This window comes from Streptomyces sp. LaBMicrA B280 (genome assembly GCF_049222185.1).
GTDB classification, from domain to species: domain Bacteria; phylum Actinomycetota; class Actinomycetes; order Streptomycetales; family Streptomycetaceae; genus Streptomyces; species Streptomyces murinus.
Window position 1 is genome coordinate 254698 of the sequence record NZ_JBMJCT010000033.1, and the last position, 16340, is coordinate 271037.

Sequence of the window (16340 nt, forward strand, 5' to 3'; positions counted from 1 at the left end):
GGGCCAAGAGTTCGTGAGCTGGGGCTCGGTTGGATTCAGGGTCACAGCCCGTCCGAGCGCGCACCCTTCAGGGTCTCGATGAAGGGGGTGAAGACGGGGAGGGGGAAGGTGAGGGTGGCTCGGGTGGGGGTCTTGGAGTCGCGGACGGATACGTGGGTGGGGGTGTCGGCGATCTCCACGCATGCGTTGCCGTCGCCTGGGCCCGAGTAGGACGACTTTCGCCAGTTCTCCATGGGGGCCTCACAGCTCCTTCGCCAGCCGGTTGATGAAGTCACGTGACCGAGAGGGGTCGAGGGACGCGGCTTCCACTTTACGGAAACTCGTTCGGTAGGCGTTGAGTTGAGCCTCGGAGTCGATGAAGGCCGAGCCGTGCAGCGTGTCGCGAAGCACCGTATCCAGCTTGGGCAGAGGGCCGCAAACGTGCGTCATCGTGCTGGAGGCTCTGGCGAAGTCGTCCAGGTCGAAGGGGATGACCCGCACGGTCACATGGTCCGACTCGGACAACTCCAGGAGTTGTTGAAGTTGGTTTCGTGAGGCGGCGCGGTCGCTGACCCTGATGCGCAGAGCAGCCTCGTGAATCACCGTCTCGTACGGTTGGGCGTGCTGCTGGCGCCGCATGCGGTGGCTGAGCCGCACATCCAGTTCCTCTTGGGTGAGCTCGGGAACTCGGGCGGAGAAGACCGCGCGAGCGTAGTCCTCTGTCTGCAGCAATCCCGGTACGTACAGGACCGACACCTCGCGCAGGAGGCGGGCGTGGTGCTCCAGTTCGGCGAGGTCCAGGAACGACGTCGGCAGCAGCCCCTCGTACTCCTCCCACCAGCCGTGCGTCCGTTCGGTGGCCATCGCCACCAGTGCGTCGATGAACTCGTGATCGGTGCAGGCATAGTGCGAGGCCAGGCGCCGGAGACGCTGTTCTCCCACGCCTGCGACACCGGACTCGATCTGGCTGATGGCCGGACCGGAGACCCCGAGCAGGGCGGCCGCCTCCCGGACCGCGAGCCCTGCGGCCTCGCGAAGCCTGCGCAGCTCCAGCCCCAGGCGCAGCTGGCGTGCGGTCGGCTCGCGCCTCAGAACCATCGGGTTCTCCTTGCTCCAACGCATCTGCTGATGCCGCTCGTTCGGGGGCAGATGACGCGATTCGCTTGCTTGGGATTACACGTTAGCCCTACTGTCGGTGACGTACCGCACACGCAGCGGAAGTGCACCGCACCCGCGGCAACGCCACCCTGCGCGCGTTTCAACCCCCCACTCACTCCCCGGAGTTGATCACCTATGCCTGAAAGCGAGTCCTGGGACTACACCCTCTGCATCCCCAACGACCCGAGGGCGGTGACGGTTTCCCGCCGTACCCTCCGTCTTATCCTCACCCTCCACGGTCTGATCGGCCTGGTGGACACCGCGGAGCTGCTGGCGGCGGAGCTGGTCTCGAACGCGGTGCGTCACACGAAGGGTCCGGCGGCGCTGCGGGTGCGCCGTACCCCGGAGGGGGTGGTGTGGATCGGGGCGTGGGACACGGATCCGCAGTCGCCGCCCGTGGCGCAATCCCTTGCCGAAGCGGGCGAGTTGGAGGGTGGCCGGGGGCTCGGGCTCGTCATGGCGTGCGCCGACCACTGGGGGTGGCAGCCGTCGGCGCGGTTCGGGGAGCGGGGCAAGTTCGTATGGTGTGAACTCGGTTTCAGGGCGACCGCCGCGCTGAGTCCGGTGTGAAGCCCCTCTGGAGTCGCCCCCTTGGAGTCGTCTCTCTGGAGTCCGGCGGGTGGCCTCAGGCGTGGTGGTGGTCGTGGTCCCCGCGCCCACCGCTCCCGCGCCCACCGTCCCCACCCTCCTCCGGCCCCCCGCCCATCGTCCGCAGCATCGCTGTGCCGCCCGTGCGCAGGAAGCGGATGACGAGGGAGGCGGCGAGGAGGAGGAAGGCGATGTTGAGCCAGGTCGTGTAGTTCCAGCGGATGCCCTCCTCAGGGAGCCGGGCCACGGCCTGGTCGGGGATGAGGCCGAGGCCGCCGAAGAGGAACTCCACCGCGTAGCCGGCCACCGCGATGGCGGCGAAGAAGGTGGCGAGCAGGAAGCCGGCCATGCGGGGGCCGTAGTACTTCCGGTAGATGTTGAGGATCGGCAGGATCAGCAGGTCGGCGTAGATGAAGGCGATCACGCCGCCGAAGCTGATGCCGCCCTTCCACAGGACCACCGCCAGCGGCACATTGCCGATGGAGCAGACGAACGTGGCGACGGCGACGACCGGGCCGATCAGCGGGCCGATCAGCTTGGCCGCGAGGGGATGGCCGGCCAGGAAGAAGGTGTGCCAGAAGTCGTCGGGCACCCAGGCGGCGATGGCCCCGGCGATCAGCAGCCCCGCCACCAGGTCGCGCAGGATCGCGGCCCACTCCATGACGAAGATGTGCGACACGGAGGTGAGCCCGGCGCGCGAGAGCAGCCGGCGCAGGAAGCCGCCCTCGCCCCGGACCGACATGTCCATCGCCGCGTGGCCCTCCATCGACCCGGCGACCCCGCGCTCGGCCTGCTCCCGGGCCCCGCGCAGCAGACGTTCGCGCAGGAACACGCGGAACAGCACCGCGAGTACGACGATCATGATCGGGCCGCCGACGAACTCCGCCGCGGTGAACTGCCAGCCCATCAACAGGGCCAGGATCACACCGAGTTCGATGACGAGGTTGGTCGAGGCGATCTCGAAGGCCATCGCCGCCGTGAAGTTTGCGCCCTTGCGGAACAGGGAGCGGGCGAGGGCGACGGCGGCGTAGGAGCAGGAGGACGACGCGGCGCCGAGACCCGCGGACAGGGCGAGCGTGCGCGGCCGGTCGTCGCCGAGCAGTCGTACGACCGTCTCGCGGCGCACCACCGCCTGGACGACGGCCGAGAGGGTGAAGCCGAGGATCAGCGCCCAGGTGATCTCCCAGGTCATCGATCCGGTGATGGACAACGCGTGCCCGATCGCGTGCATGCAGCGCACTCCCTTCACGGTGGTGCGGTTCCGCCACTCGGCCGAGAGTACCCCCATGGGGTATTTCGAAACGTGGGTATGGTCCGGTTCGGCGATCGGTATCCTCCGCGCATGGATATCCGTGTGGAGGTCGTACGGGAGCCGTCCCGGGAGCTGGTCGACGCCTTCGGGAGGCTGCTTCCGCAGCTGTCCTCGGCCGCCGTGCCCCTGGACCGCGCCGCGATCGACCGGCTGGTGGCCTGTGACACCAACACGGTGCTGGTCGCCCGCACCCCCGAGGCGATCGTCGGCACCCTGGTCCTGGTGCTGCTGCCCCTGCCGTCCGGGCTGCGCGGCCGGATCGAGGACGTGGTGGTCGACGGCGCGGCGCGCGGCCGGGGTGTCGCGGGGCTGCTGATCGAGGAGGCGGTACGGCTCGCCCGTAAGGCGGGCGCGCGCACGCTGGACCTCACCTCCCGCCCGGACCGCGCCTCCGCGAACCGGCTCTACGAGCGGATCGGCTTCCGGCCGCGGGAGTCCACGGTGTTCCGGCTGAGCGAGTAGGCGTCCGCCGCTTCGGCGTGAACGGCCCCGCCGGGTCAGGGAGTTGGCAGGATCCGGCGCAGCGCCGCGCGAGCCGGTGGGGCCCAGCTGGGCTTGCCGCCGGGGCGGCCGCGGCGGCCCGCCTCGCCGATGAGGAGGCAGCCGAGGGCGCGGAAGAGCGCCCAGCCCCGGGCACGGCGCAGGGTCGCGGCGTCGGCGGAGGGGGCGGAGGGGGCGGAGGGGGCGTGCGGGGGATCCTGTACGGCGTCCCGCGCGGGGTCCTGTACGGCGCCTCGCGCGGGGTTCTGCGCGGGGTTCCGCGTGGCCCGGTACGCGGGCCGGTACGCGGTGCGGAAGCGGTCGATGGCGCCGTCCGGCAGGAGGGTCCAGGCGGCGGCGAGATCGCAGGCCGGGTCGCCCGCGCAGAGGTCCCCGAAGTCGATCACGCCGCAGAGGGTGCCGTCCGCGGTGAGCACGTTGGCCGGGTGGAGATCGCCGTGCAGCCATACCGCCGGGCCGGACCACACGGGCGCGGCGACGGCGTCCGCCCAGATCGCGCGCATCGCCCGGACCGGCTCGGGATCGGGCAGCAGCCCCAGTTCGAGCGCCGAGGCGAGCCCCCGTTCGAACTGCCCGGCCAGCGGCGCCAGCGGCCCCCCGCGCTCCCGGCCGGCGGGCGCGTCGTCGGGGGCGGGCCGGTGCAGGGCGGTCAGGAAGCCGGCCAGGGCGTCGGCCGCCTCCCGGCCGCGCGTCGCGGGGGCCAGATCGGCGGGCGTGCCCGGCACCCAGGTGGTGACGATCCAGGGCCGCGGAAACCTCGCCGAGGGGGCGCCGAGGCGCTGCGGGACGGGGACCGGCAGGGGCAGGCGCGGGGCGAGGACGGGGAGCCAGGTGTGCTCCTTGAGCAGCAGCGCGTCCGCCGTCGCGGTCGCCCAGGGCAGCCGCACCGCGAGGTCGTCGCCGAGCCGCCACAGCTGGTTGTCCCAGCCGCGCGCGCCCAGCCGCAGGGGACGTTCGGCGAGGTCCGGGTGCTGGGCGCGCAGGAGGTCGCGGATCAGGTCCGCGGTGAGTTCGGTGCCGTCGGGAGCCATGCGGGGCAACCGTAGCCGCCCCGCGCGGTACGTCGGAAGGGACCAGGGGTCAGGAGGGCTGCGAGGTCAGCAGCGGGCGCAGGGCGCCCGTGCGCAGGCGCTCCACCAGCGGTGGGGCGACGCGGCGCAGCACGAGGACGGTGGCGAGCGAGACGACGCTGCCGACCAGCGCGCCCACGGCGACGTCGTGCGGGTAGTGCGCGCCGACGTACACCCGGGAGGCGCCCATCGCGATCGCGGTGACCAGGGCGAGGGCGCCGAGGCGGCGGCTGATCAGCAGGAGGGCCACGGCGAAGGCGAAGGCGACGGTGGTGTGGTTGCTGGGGAAGGCGTAGTCGTCCGGCGCGGGGCACGCCTCCAGGAGGAAGTCGTGGGGGAGCGCGCGGCACGGCCGGGGCTCGTCGAAGACGTCCTTGATCCCGCTGTTGACCACGTAGGCGAGGACGACGCCGACCGGCGTCGCCAGCACGGCGGCCATCACGGTGCTGCCCTGTCCTCTGGCCCGCCACCACGCCACCAGCAGATACACCGCGAACAGGCCGATGCCGAAGGCGCTGAACAGCGTCGCCGGTTCGTTCAGCCAGTGCGTGTGCCGGGCGAAGTCGGTGACGTCGGTGTACAGACCGCCGTCTATCGCCGCGCCGTCGAGCGCCTGGGTGGTCGGGGAGGAAGTCGTCATCAGATGGGTCTCCGGGGCCGTGCTGCGTGTGCCGCGGACTCCGGGAAACGGGCGCGGGCACCGATCGGACGTACGGATGAAGCGCGGACGTCTCAGAGGTAAACGTCTACAAGTCTGTAGACGATATCAGGTTACGACGCGGGGTGCCGCCCCAGCTATGACACGAGGTGCCGGCCCACCTGTGACGCGAGGTGCCGACCCGACCTGTGCCGCCCCACCTGCGCCGCCCCGGCTGACCCGAACGGCCCCGCCCTGCTCGCGCCCGCGTGTGCGGGGCGGTGCGCTGGTGATCTGCACGGCGAGGAGGTGCCAGTGACGAACGGCGCGACCCCCGACCACCCCGGCGACCCGGACCGCCCCGACCGCCCGGAGCGACACGACGGACCCGGCCGCCCGCACCACTCGGACCACCCTGACCGCCCCGACCGCCCCGACCACTCCGAACTCGACGACCTCCGTTCCCGCCTCGCCGCCCTCGAGGCGGAGCGGCACGCGCGGCACGGTGGGGCGGCGCGGCCCCGGCGGCGGCCCGCCTCCGCGCTCGCCGCCGTGCTCCTCGTGATCGGCTGCCTCCTCGCCCCGCTCGCCGTCGTCGCCACCTGGGCCGCCGACCTGGTCGGCGACACCGACCGCTATGTCGCGACCGTCGCCCCGCTCGCCGGGAACCCCGCCGTGCAGGACGCCGCCGCGAACCGGGCCACGGACGCGCTGATGGACCGGATCCAGCTGCCCACGCTGCTCTCCGACGTGGCGCCCAAGGACCGGCCCCTGCTGGAGAGGGCGCTGGGCGGGCTGGGCGGGGGCCTGGAGAACGCCGTACGGGGGTTCGTGCACGACCAGGCCCGCAAGGCCGTCGCCTCCTCGGCCTTCAAGACGGTCTGGACCGACGCCAACCGCCGGATCCACGCCTCCCTGGACAAGGCGCTGACCGGCACCGGAGGCGGCGCGGTGCAGTTGAAGGACGACACCGTCACCCTCGACCTCGCCCCGCTGATCGAGGACGTGAAGAAGCGCATGGTCGACGCGGGGATGACCTTCGCGAGCCATATCCCGGCCATCCACGCCCAGTTCACGATCCTGGAGTCCCAGCAGGTCGGCAAGGTGAAGACGTACGTACGGCTGCTGCGGATCGCCGGAAACTGGCTGCCGGTGCTCGCCGTCCTGCTGATCGCCGCCGGTGTCCTGCTGTCGCTGCGCCGCCGCCGCGCCCTCGTCGCGGGCTGCCTCGGCGCGGCCGTCGCCACCGCCGTGCTCGGCATCGGGCTGCGCGTCTTCCGCCTGTTCTATCTGGACCGGCTGCCCGCCGATGTCTCCCCGGGCGCGGCCGGCGCGGTCTACGACACCCTGACCCGCTTCCTGGAGACCGCGGTACGGATGGTGATCGTGCTCGGCGTGGTGATCGCGCTGGGCGCCTGGCTCAGCGGACCCGGACGGCGCGCCGGACTGGTGCGGGGCCTGTGGACCGACGGCATCGGCGCGGCCCGCGGCACCGCCGACCACGCGGGCCTGCGCACCGGCCCGGTCGGCCCCTTCGTGCGCCGCCACCGCGCCTGGTTCACCTGGATCCTGGTCGCCGTCGCGGTGCTGGTCTGCCTGCTGTGGCCGTACCCCACCGGCTGGGTGGTCCTCGGGATCGCCCTGTGCCTGCTGTTCGTCCTTGCGGTGGTGGAGTTCCTGGCGGCGCAGCCCCCGCCGCGACCCCTGCGCGAGGGCCACGCACCGCGTTCCTGATCCATCAGCTTTCCGCCCGCGCGATAGCTTTCCGACTCCGTCCGGACCCCGTCCCCGTGAGACCGGAGAGCCGTCCATGCCGCCCGTGCCGCCCAAGCCGCCCGCGCCCCCGGAGGCGCCCTACCTCGCCGTCGCCGACGCGCTGCGGGCGCGGATCCTCGCGGGCGAGTGGCAGATCGGCGGGCGGCTGCCGTCCCGGGCGCGGCTCGCGGAGGAGTACGGGGTCGGGCGCAATGTGGCGCAGCGGGCCGTGGACCGGCTGATCGCCGAGGGGCTGCTCGAAGGGCGCGCGGGGTCGGGGACGTACGTACGGGCGCCGCGCGAGCGGCTGCCGATGATCCGGGCGCGCCGCCACGGGGGCCTCGGGCACCCGGCCACCAGCGTCGCCGAGCGGGGCCGGGCGGGCGCGTGGGACTTCCACACCCGGGTGCGCTTGCCCGCGCCCGCGGCGATCGCCGAGCGGCTCGCCATCGCGCCCGGCGACGCCTGCGTCAGCACGCACTACGAGTTCCTCGCGGACGGCCAGCCCGTCCAACTCTCCCATTCCTGGGAGCCGTTGGCGATAACCGACGGCACCCCGATCGTGCTGCCCGAGCAGGGACCGCTCGCGGGCCGGGGCGTGGTCGAGCGGATGCGCTCCATCGGGGTGCACGTCGAGACCGTGGCCGAACTGCCCCGCCCGGCCCGCGCCACCCGGGAGCAGGCCCATCTGCTCGGCATCAGCCTCGGCGATCTGGTCCTGCGGATCGAGCGGACCCTGTACGACTCCGGGGGCCGCCCGGTGGAGACCGCCGACATCATCGTCCCGGACGCCCGCCGGGAGGTCCTCTACGAGTTCGCCGTCGACCGGGGATAGGGCCTCTCTCCCGGAACTTGTCGGGGCCGCGGGGTCTGGCACGCACCCCCCCACGGCCTCAGGGGCGCGGGGGCACCCCCAGCGGCTCGCCGCCCCCCGACGCTCGGCCTCGCTCGCCGGGGCACCCCCGTCGCGTCGACGCACCCCTCCGCCTCGCGGCCGCACGCACCAGACCCCGCTCGGGTCAGCCGAGAGGGGCCGTTGCCCGCGGCCGACCCGATCCGAGAGAAAGGCCCTGGCCGCCGATGCCCCCGCGCCCCGCCACCCGGTCCGCACTCCTGCGTGACCGGGACTTCCGGCTCCTGTCCGCCGCCACCGCGCTCGGCCAACTCGGCGACCGCGTCGTCTTCCTGGCGCTGCCCCTGGTCGCCATCACCCTGCTGCGCGCCGACGCCTTCCAGGTCGGCCTGCTGACCGCGGCCACCACCGCGGGCTCCCTCCTCGTCGGACTCCCGGCGGGCGCCTGGGTGGACCGGGTGCGCAAACGACCGGTGCTGATCGCCGCCGATCTCGCCCGCGCCCTCCTTCTGCTGTCCGTCCCGGCGGCCCACTGGTCCGGACTGCTGAGCGTCGACTGGCTGTACGGCGTCGCCCTCGTGCACGGCCTGCTCACCGTCTTCTTCGAGGTCTCCTACGCCAGTTACCTGCCCCACCTGGTCGGCCGCGCCCGGCTCCTGGAGGCCAACTCCACGCTCTCCGCGATCCGTTCGGCGACCAGCATCGGCGGCCCGGCACTGGCGGGCCCGCTGGTGGGCGCCTTCGGACCGGCCGGCACGCTCCTGGCGAGCGCGACCGGGACGGCCTTGTCGGCACTGCTCGCGCTCGCCATCCGCGACCACGAGGAGAAGGCCGTACGACCGGACACCCGGCCCCGGCTGTGCCGCGAGGTGCGGGAGGGGCTGCGCTTCGTGCTCGCCCACCCGGTGCTGCGCGCGACGGTCCTCGGCGACGCCCTCTTCAACCTCTCCCTTGCCATGTACCAGGCCATGCTCCTGCTCTTCCTGGAGCGGGAGTCGGGCCTCGACGCGGCCGGGGTCGGCCTGATCCTCTCCGGGATGGGATGCGGCGCGCTGCTGGGCGCGCTGTCGGCGACCAGGATCGCGCGGCGGCTCGGACCGGGCACGGCCGTCTGGCTCGCCCCGCTGGTCACCTGCCCGCCGACCGCGCTGATCCCCCTGGCCCGCCCCGGGTGGAGCCTCTGCCTGGCGGCGGCCGGTCTGGCGGCGCTGAGCTTCGGCGGTGTCGTACGCCTCGTCGCCCAGGCCGGATTCCAGCAGTCCCTCACCCCGGACCGGCTGCTGGGCCGGATGAACGCGACCGCCCGGTTCGTCTCCTGGGGCGGCCTCCCGCTCGGCGGACTGCTGGGCGGCGCCGCGGGCACGGCGTTCGGGGCACGGGCCGCCCTGCTGATCGGCGCGGTCGGCATGACGCTGGGCTTCCTCCCCGCCTTCCTCTCTCCGCTGCGCACAGCCGACCGGGGAAGATCACGGCTCTACAAGCCGAATTGACGCCTCCAGGCGCCGACTTGTCCAGACACCTTTTCTCTTCTGTCTGTCCATGGACCGCTTCATCGGCGTTCTTCCGGTCGTACCGGCGCGCCCCTAGATTCCCGCTGTCATGTACGCGCCCCGCTTACGGTCAGGGGCTCACTTCCAGCAGGAGAGCGCATGGTCTCGCGTCGTACCGCTACCGCCCTCACCGCCACCGCGGCCGCCACGCTCCTCGGGCTCGCCGTCTACCCGGCCCCCGCGGCCAGCGCGGCCAGCGCGGCCAGCGCGGCGGGCTCCGGCACCAGCCTGTCGGTGTTCGCCTGGAACGTCGACCTCGGCACCGCGATCGTGGACAGCACCCAGAACGAGAAGGCGGCCCAGCGCACGCCGGTGATCGAATCAATCGTTCGGCGGCACGGCGCGGACGTGGTGGTGCTGGACGAGGACTTCAACAACACCTCGACCGCCGACATCGTCGGCAAGCTGTCGGACCTGTACCCGTACCACACCCCGGTGGTCGGCCAGACCTGCTCCGGCGGCGGCTGGACCGGCATCAGCGGCGACTGCTCCAACTCGCCGTTCGTCATCAACGGCGGCACGATGATCCTGTCCAAGTACCCGATCACCGCCCAGTACGCGCACGTCTTCAGCAACTCCACGTCCGGCACCTGGGACTACCACGCCAACAAGGGCGCGGCGCTGGTCCGGATCGCCAAGGGCGGCACGCAGAGCTGGGTGATCGGCACCCACCTCCAGGCCGACGAGTCCGGCACCTCCACCGACACCACCCAGTCCACCCGGCTCGCCCAGCTCCGCGAGATCCGCTCCTGGGCGGACGGCATCGCCGGCACCGGCGGTCCGGTGCTGATCGGCGGCGACCTGAACGTGGAGTACTACGGCGGCCGGTCCCGCGGCGACCACGCCGACGCCCAGACCGCGGTGAACGGCGTCCTCGGCACCCCCGCCACCGACCCGGGCCAGACCCTGCGCACCATGGACTGCCCGGTCTCCGCGTGGTGCCAGTACATGTCCGGCGTCGAGACCTTCCCCAAGGACTACCGCGACGACGTTGACTACCTCGGCTACCTCAACGCCCCCGGCCGCCCGGTTCCTTCCGCCGTCTCCCCGGTGAAGGTCGACTTCGACCCCCAGTCCGGCTGGACCACCGGCCGGACCGACACCAACGCGCCCAGCGACCACTACCCGATCGAGACCACGTTCCAGCTCAACTGAGGCTGAGCAAAAGGGGGTTCGGTCCTCCGGTGCCTCCTCGTGGCGCACCGGGGACCGGGCCCGGACGGAGTTCCCCCGGTCCGCGTTCCGTCGTACCGCGCGTGTTCATCCATTGTTCGGACGGCTTCACCGGTGTCCGGCGCGCCCTTCACATACCGTCCTGCTGCCGATGGGCGATCACCGGTCGCCGGAGCTGCCGCGCGACCCTACGCGCGCGCCGGAAGCCCGTCCGTCACGACACGGCCGGGCACCAGGCCGGGACGCCCGCGGCGCGGAACACTCACTCTTGGGGGGCTCGTTGAACTCTCGTACGCGTCGCCACCTCGCGACGCTCACCTCGGCCGCCTCGCTGGCGGCCGGACTGCTCGGTGCCGCGGCACCGGGCGCGCAGGCCACGCCGACCGCGCCGGACACCTCGACCGGTCTGCTCAGCCTGTACGGCGGCACCACCGGCGCGCAGACCGTCAACTCCGACGGCACGGGCCTGCGTTCGGTGCCGGGCATCACCAGCGCGAACCACGCGCTGAACTGGGCGCCGGACGGCAGCAAGGTGGTGGCCGCCGGGGGCCGGGTCACCACCGGCCGGGTCACCGGCGCCACCTCGCTCGTCACCCTGCCGGCGGCCACCGGCACGCGCACCGGCGCGCCCGACGAGGACCCGGTCTACTGGCAGGACGGCAGCTCCGTCGTCTACAGCACCGGCGGCCAGCTGGTCCACGGCCCCTCGGACGGCTCCTGGGCCCCCGAGCCGCTGCTCACGAGCGCCCAGGAACCGGCGTCGGCGTACGACGTCCACCCGACGGCGAGCCCGACGGGCATCCTCGCCTTCGAACGGCGCACCACCGGCGGCACCAACCAGGGCATCTGGCGGTACGACCCGGGCAACGACACCGTGACCCGGATCGTCGATCCGGGCTCCTCGCCGGTGTTCTCGGCGGACGGCACCCAGCTGGCCTTCACCCGCCAAGTGGACGGCTGGTCACAGCTGTTCGTGGCCGACGCCGACGGCGGCAACGCCAAGCAGATCACCACCGACGCCTCCGACCACCTCTTCCCCACCTGGGACCCGGCCGGTCACCGGCTCGCCTACGAGGCGCACAGCGCACCCGCGGGCGGCTCCGGCGACGTCCAGACGGTACAGCTGCTCGACCTCACGGACGGTACGACGAAGCAGATCACCGGCGCGGGCCAGGGCGCCAAGCCCGCCTGGCAGCCGCTGCGCCAGAACTACCTCGCCCGCGTCTACGGCACCGGCCCCATCACCATCGACGCGGCCGCCTCCCGCTGGACCTACGACAAGACCGGCGCCGCGCATGTGCCCGGCCTGGTCACCGCGCGCTCCGCGGTGCTGGTCAACAAGTCCAACGCCACCTACTCGGCGCCCGGCATCGCGCTCGCCGCCGAGAAGCAGGGCCCGCTGCTGATGACCTCGGGCAGCGGGCTGGACTCCGCGGCCGCCGCCGAGCTGAAGCGGTCGCTGCCCAAGGGCAGCACCGTCTATCTCAACGGGCCTGCGAAGCTGCTGAGTTCGAAGGTGGCCGACCAGGTCACCGCGCTCGGCTACAAGGCGCTGCGGATGGACGCGACCGATCTGTCCGGGCTGTCCGCGCGGGTCGCCAAGCAGATCACCGCGACCCCGTCGTGGATCTTCCTGGCGGACGGCGGCGAGTACCACGACCCGATCGCCGCGGCCACGGCCGCCGGTGCGCTCGGCTACCGCGGCACCGGTGTGGTCCTGCTGACCAACGGCAAGACCGTCCCGTCCTCGGTGAAGAGCTACATCAACGCGCTGAACCCGAAGACCACGAACCTGGTGACCGTCGGCTACAACGCCGACCAGGCGGTGCAGCACACGGCGTTCACCAAGTCCTGGAGCTACTGGGCCATCGGCGGCAAGGCCCACGAGGACGTGGCCGCCAACCTGGCCCGCTTCTGGTGGTCGGCGCCGAACTCCGCGGTCGTCGAGGACACCTGGGCCTGGCAGAACGCCGCGGCGGGCGGCGCGGTCACCGCGACGTACGGCCCGATGCTCTGGTCCACCGAGGGCACGCTGTCCGCGCAGGCGTCGGCCTATCTGAGCCAGGAGGCCGCGAGCGTCTCGGTCGTGGAGACCTTCGGCGGCAACTCCTCCTACCCGCCTGCCAACCGCACCGCCATCGGCGACGCGATCGCCGCGAGCAGCGCCTGGACGTCCACGATCTGGGCGGCGGGCGGTGACCTCCCGGCGGCGACCGCCCGGGGTGCCAAGGCCCCGGCCCTGGTCGCCGGGGGCGGCGCGGCGACCGTCGGCCGTCCGGCGCCCGGTGCCGGTCCCGACCGCACCCACCTGCCCGCTCCGGACGGGCACACCGCCCGCTGACCGGGCACCCGGCAGACCGGTGGCCCACCGACACCTGGTGGGCCACCGGCCCTCTGTCGGCGTGCGGCTGACCGGCCGGGATTTCCGGGGCAGTTGACCGGTTCCGCGGGCTAGGATCCCGGTCATGGCCCTGACCGTGGACGACGTGGACCGGTTCGAGGCGTCCAGGCACCGGCTGGAAGCCATCGCCTACCGCCTGCTCGGCTCGGCGAGCGAGGCGGAGGACGCCGTACAGGAGACGTACCTGCGCTGGCAGGCCGCCGACACCGGGCGCATCGAGGTCCCCGAGGCGTGGCTGACCAAGGTGCTCACCAACCTCTGCCTCAACCAGCTCGCCTCCGCCCGCGCCCGCCGCGAGACCTACGTCGGCGCCTGGCTGCCCGAGCCGCTGCTCGCCGGGGACCCGATGCTGGGCCCCGCCGACACCGCCGAACAGCGCGAGTCGGTGTCGTACGCCGTCCTCACCCTGCTGGAGCGCCTCACCCCGAACGAGCGCGCGGTGTACGTGCTGCGCGAGGCGTTCGACTACCCGCACCGGGAGATCGCGGCGATCCTCGACCTCACCGAGACCGCCAGCCAGCAGATCTTCCACCGCGCGAAGAAGCATGTCGCCACCGGCCGGGCGCGCACCGAGATCGACGAGGCGGCCGCGCGCCGGATCGTGGACGAGTTCCTCGCCGCCGCCACCAGCGGCCACACCGAACCGCTGGTACGCCTGCTCACCGAGAACGCCATCGCGGTCGGCGACGGCGGCGGCAAGGTGCCGGCCCGCGCCCGCGCGTTCGAGGGCGCCCGCGCGGTCGCGACCTTCATGCGGGGCCTGTTCAAGCCCGGCAAGGCCAAGCGCAACCTGGTCGGCGGCTCGCCCGACCTCCATGTCTCCCTGGTCAACGGCGCCCCCGCGCTCGTCGTGGTGCTCGACGGGCGGGTCATCGGCATCACCTGCCTGGAGATCACCCGGCAGGGCATCGCCGCCTTCCGCAGCCAGGTCAACCCCGACAAGCTGGTGCGCGCGACCCGGCGCTGGGCGGCCGGTGAGCACGGCGAGCCGGTGCTCAAGGTCTTCTGACGCCCGCGCGAGGGGTGTGTGACGCGGGTCACGGCCCGCTCCTGTCAGGAAACGGCGGGCCGCCCGGTTCAAGGGGCGAACCGCTTGGGACACCGTCCCATGAGCGACAGGAGCAGGCCATGCAGCACCGCGTCATCGTCCTCGGCGCCGGATACACCGGAGCCATCGCCGCCGGCCGTCTCGCCCGCCGACTGCGCCGCGAGGACGTCGCCATCACCCTCGTCAACGCCGAGGCCGACTTCGTCGAGCGCGTCCGGATGCACCAGCTCGCCGCCGGACAGGAACTCCCGCCCCGGCCCCTCGCCGCCCTGCTCACGGGCACCGGCGTCACCCTGCGGCTCGCCCGGGTCACCGCCGTGGACGCCGACCGGCGGGCCGTCACCGTCACCGGGGAGCGGGGCACGGCGGAGGAACTGCCGTACGACACCCTCGTCTACGCCCTCGGCAGCGGATGGCACGACCAGGGCGTTCCCGGCGTCGCCGAGCACGCCCACGACCTCGCGAACCGCCCCGGCGCGCTGCGGCTGCGCGCCCGCCTGGCCGAGCTGACGGCCGGTGCCCCCGTGGTCGTGGTCGGCGGCGGCCTCACCGGCATGGAGGCCGCGACCGAACTCGCCGAGACCCGCCCGGACCTGGACATCGCCCTGGCCGTCCGCGGTGATCTGGGCGAACGGTTCTCCCCCAAGGGCCGCCGCCATCTGCGCGCGGTCTGCGACCGGCTCGGCATCACCGTGCACGAGCACACGGACGTGACCGCGGTCGCCGCCGACCACGTCACCACCGCCGACGGCACCGTGCTCCCGGCCGCCGCCACCGTGTGGACCGCGGGCTTCGCCGTGCACCCGATCGCGCGGGCCACCACCCTGGAGACGGCGGAGAACGGCCAGATCGTCGTCGACCGGTCGATGCGCTCCGTCTCGCACCCGCGGGTGTACGCCATCGGCGACGCGGCCCTCGCGATGGGACCCGGCGCCAAGCCGCTGCGGATGTCCTGCGCCTCGGGGGTGCCCGGCGCCTGGCAGGCGGCCGACGCGATCGCGGCGCGGCTCAGCGGCGGGAAGGTGCCGGTGACGCCGGTGCGGTACTACCAGCAGTGCGTCTCCCTGGGCCGCCGGGACGGCCTGATCCAGTTCGTCACGGCCGACGACCGCGCCGTCGATCACGCCCTGACCGGCCGCCTCGCCGCCCGCTACAAGGAGGCCATCTGCAAGGCCGCGGCCTGGGGCGTCGCCCATCCGCTGCTGGTGCCGGGCCGGGCGCGGAGGGTGGCGCCGGGGGCCGACCGGGCGTCCCGCGTCCTCGAACCACGGGCGTGACAGCGGGAGTTGAGGTGACGGGGACGTCCGGAAAGCCTCTCGACACACGGGAGTCGGCCCGGGTTCACCCGCCCTTGGCGCGGCTTCACACCGGCCGCACTCTCGCACTACGTTAGAGATTGAACGACCGGTGCCACCAGGGGCCGAGCCGTGGAGAGGCGGCCGTGTGCGTTCCGTCCCGAGCGCGCAAGGAGCCGCATGCCGCCCTCGTCCTCGCCACCGACCGCCCACCACATCACGGGCGTCGACCGACTGCTGACCGCCGCCGTACGGCTGTCCGGCACCCTTCCGGCGACCCGCTCCACCCTCGGGGTGGTCCGCGGCCGCCACCCGTCCGAACGCGAACGCACCACCGCACTGCGCGCCCGACTGGTCGAACGGGGCGTCGCCAGCCTGGAGTTGAGCCCGGCACCGGAGCCGGGGGAGCGCGCCGGTGCCGGGCACGGGCTGCCGCCGAGGTCGGTGGGGCTGCTGGTGCACACCCCCGGGGTGCGGCCGGAGCAGGCGATGCGGGCGGCGGCGTTATGGCGCCTGCCGCTGCTGATCGACCGGCCGGACGGGATGCCGGGGGCGGGGGCCTGCCACCAGGACGTCATCGGCATCCACCTCGCGGACCGCGGCTATGAACTGGCCCTGCGTCAGGTCGACCTGGTGTCCCAGAACACCGACCCGGGGCCCGTCCGCCTCATCCTCGACAACGAGAAGATCACCATGCCGGACGGCCGCCGCCTCGCCGTCACGACGACCGGCTCGGGGCTGCTGGAGGTACGGGGCGAGCCCTTCGGGAGACGCCGGGTACGCCGCCTGCGCTTCGAACGGGCCTGGGGCGCCCACCGGTTGGACGTGGACGGCGTCCCGATGGGCGAGGTACGCGCGCCGTTGCGTATGGAGGCGGATCCGGGGCGGCTGCACATGGTGCGGGCCTGAGCCTCGGCCCCGCACTGCGGAGCGGTGTCCGAAGCTCGGCCCGGCATGGCGGTCGTCGGCCGTCCGCCGGTAGGCGTCCATCGCTCCCGCGGCCGGGCTGGCTCCGCACCG

Annotated in this window: 15 protein-coding genes; 10 read left to right on the forward strand and 5 right to left on the reverse strand. The window is 73.2% G+C overall.

All coding sequences use genetic code 11. The annotated features are described in order from the left end of the window. Positions 1–41 precede the first annotated feature (41 nt). Both ACLF5H_RS26115 and ACLF5H_RS26120 read right to left on the reverse strand, forming a co-directional pair. The gene (locus tag ACLF5H_RS26115; protein ID WP_136100444.1) at positions 42–233 is read right to left on the reverse strand and encodes a DUF397 domain-containing protein; all 192 of its coding nucleotides are present in this window, start codon (positions 231–233) and stop codon (positions 42–44) included. A 7-nt stretch (positions 234–240) separates the two neighbouring features. Next, positions 241–1077: a helix-turn-helix domain-containing protein gene (locus ACLF5H_RS26120; RefSeq protein WP_421678451.1), complete on the reverse strand. Its 837-nt coding sequence runs from the start codon at positions 1075–1077 to the stop codon at positions 241–243. 195 nt (positions 1078–1272) lie between these two features. On the opposite strand from ACLF5H_RS26120, the gene ACLF5H_RS26125 reads away from it, so the two are divergent. After that, positions 1273–1707: an ATP-binding protein gene (locus ACLF5H_RS26125; protein WP_136100442.1), complete on the forward strand. Its 435-nt coding sequence runs from the start codon at positions 1273–1275 to the stop codon at positions 1705–1707. A gap of 55 nt (positions 1708–1762) precedes the next feature. On the opposite strand, the gene ACLF5H_RS26130 is transcribed toward ACLF5H_RS26125, so the two are convergent. Next, positions 1763–2956 carry a permease gene (locus ACLF5H_RS26130; RefSeq protein ID WP_421678452.1) on the reverse strand — a complete coding sequence of 398 codons (1194 nt, stop codon included), beginning with the start codon at positions 2954–2956 and terminating at the stop codon, positions 1763–1765. Positions 2957–3067: 111 nt separating this feature from the next. On the opposite strand from ACLF5H_RS26130, the gene ACLF5H_RS26135 reads away from it, so the two are divergent. Next, complete coding sequence (locus ACLF5H_RS26135; protein ID WP_421678453.1) at positions 3068–3499, forward strand: GNAT family N-acetyltransferase; 432 nt, start codon at positions 3068–3070, stop codon at positions 3497–3499. 35 nt (positions 3500–3534) lie between these two features. On the opposite strand, the gene ACLF5H_RS26140 is transcribed toward ACLF5H_RS26135, so the two are convergent. Both ACLF5H_RS26140 and ACLF5H_RS26145 read right to left on the reverse strand, forming a co-directional pair. Further along, on the reverse strand, positions 3535–4569 hold the full coding sequence (locus ACLF5H_RS26140; RefSeq protein WP_421678454.1) for an aminoglycoside phosphotransferase family protein: 1035 nt from the start codon (positions 4567–4569) through the stop codon (positions 3535–3537). 49 nt (positions 4570–4618) lie between these two features. After that, complete coding sequence (locus ACLF5H_RS26145) at positions 4619–5248, reverse strand: phosphatase PAP2 family protein (RefSeq protein WP_421678455.1); 630 nt, start codon at positions 5246–5248, stop codon at positions 4619–4621. Between the two features lie 312 nt (positions 5249–5560). Between ACLF5H_RS26145 and ACLF5H_RS26150 the strand changes: the two genes are divergently transcribed. From ACLF5H_RS26150 to ACLF5H_RS26185, 8 genes are all read left to right on the forward strand, one after another. After that, complete coding sequence (locus tag ACLF5H_RS26150; RefSeq protein WP_421678456.1) at positions 5561–6979, forward strand: hypothetical protein; 1419 nt, start codon at positions 5561–5563, stop codon at positions 6977–6979. Between the two features lie 76 nt (positions 6980–7055). After that, positions 7056–7835, forward strand: a complete 780-nt coding sequence (locus tag ACLF5H_RS26155; protein WP_421678457.1) for a GntR family transcriptional regulator — start codon at positions 7056–7058, stop codon at positions 7833–7835. A 245-nt stretch (positions 7836–8080) separates the two neighbouring features. Next, positions 8081–9343 carry an MFS transporter gene (locus ACLF5H_RS26160; protein WP_421678458.1) on the forward strand — a complete coding sequence of 421 codons (1263 nt, stop codon included), beginning with the start codon at positions 8081–8083 and terminating at the stop codon, positions 9341–9343. A gap of 159 nt (positions 9344–9502) precedes the next feature. Then, positions 9503–10558 carry a sphingomyelin phosphodiesterase gene (locus tag ACLF5H_RS26165; RefSeq protein ID WP_421678459.1) on the forward strand — a complete coding sequence of 352 codons (1056 nt, stop codon included), beginning with the start codon at positions 9503–9505 and terminating at the stop codon, positions 10556–10558. 298 nt (positions 10559–10856) lie between these two features. Further along, the gene (locus tag ACLF5H_RS26170) at positions 10857–12917 is read left to right on the forward strand and encodes a TolB family protein (protein ID WP_421678460.1); all 2061 of its coding nucleotides are present in this window, start codon (positions 10857–10859) and stop codon (positions 12915–12917) included. 124 nt (positions 12918–13041) lie between these two features. Continuing rightward, positions 13042–13986 (forward strand): RNA polymerase sigma factor SigJ, encoded by a 945-nt coding sequence (sigJ, locus tag ACLF5H_RS26175; protein WP_421678461.1) that lies wholly within the window; start codon positions 13042–13044, stop codon positions 13984–13986. Positions 13987–14105: 119 nt separating this feature from the next. After that, positions 14106–15302, forward strand: a complete 1197-nt coding sequence (locus ACLF5H_RS26180; RefSeq protein ID WP_421678462.1) for an NAD(P)/FAD-dependent oxidoreductase — start codon at positions 14106–14108, stop codon at positions 15300–15302. Positions 15303–15500: 198 nt separating this feature from the next. Further along, positions 15501–16229 (forward strand): hypothetical protein, encoded by a 729-nt coding sequence (locus ACLF5H_RS26185; RefSeq protein ID WP_421678463.1) that lies wholly within the window; start codon positions 15501–15503, stop codon positions 16227–16229. Positions 16230–16340 lie beyond the last annotated feature (111 nt).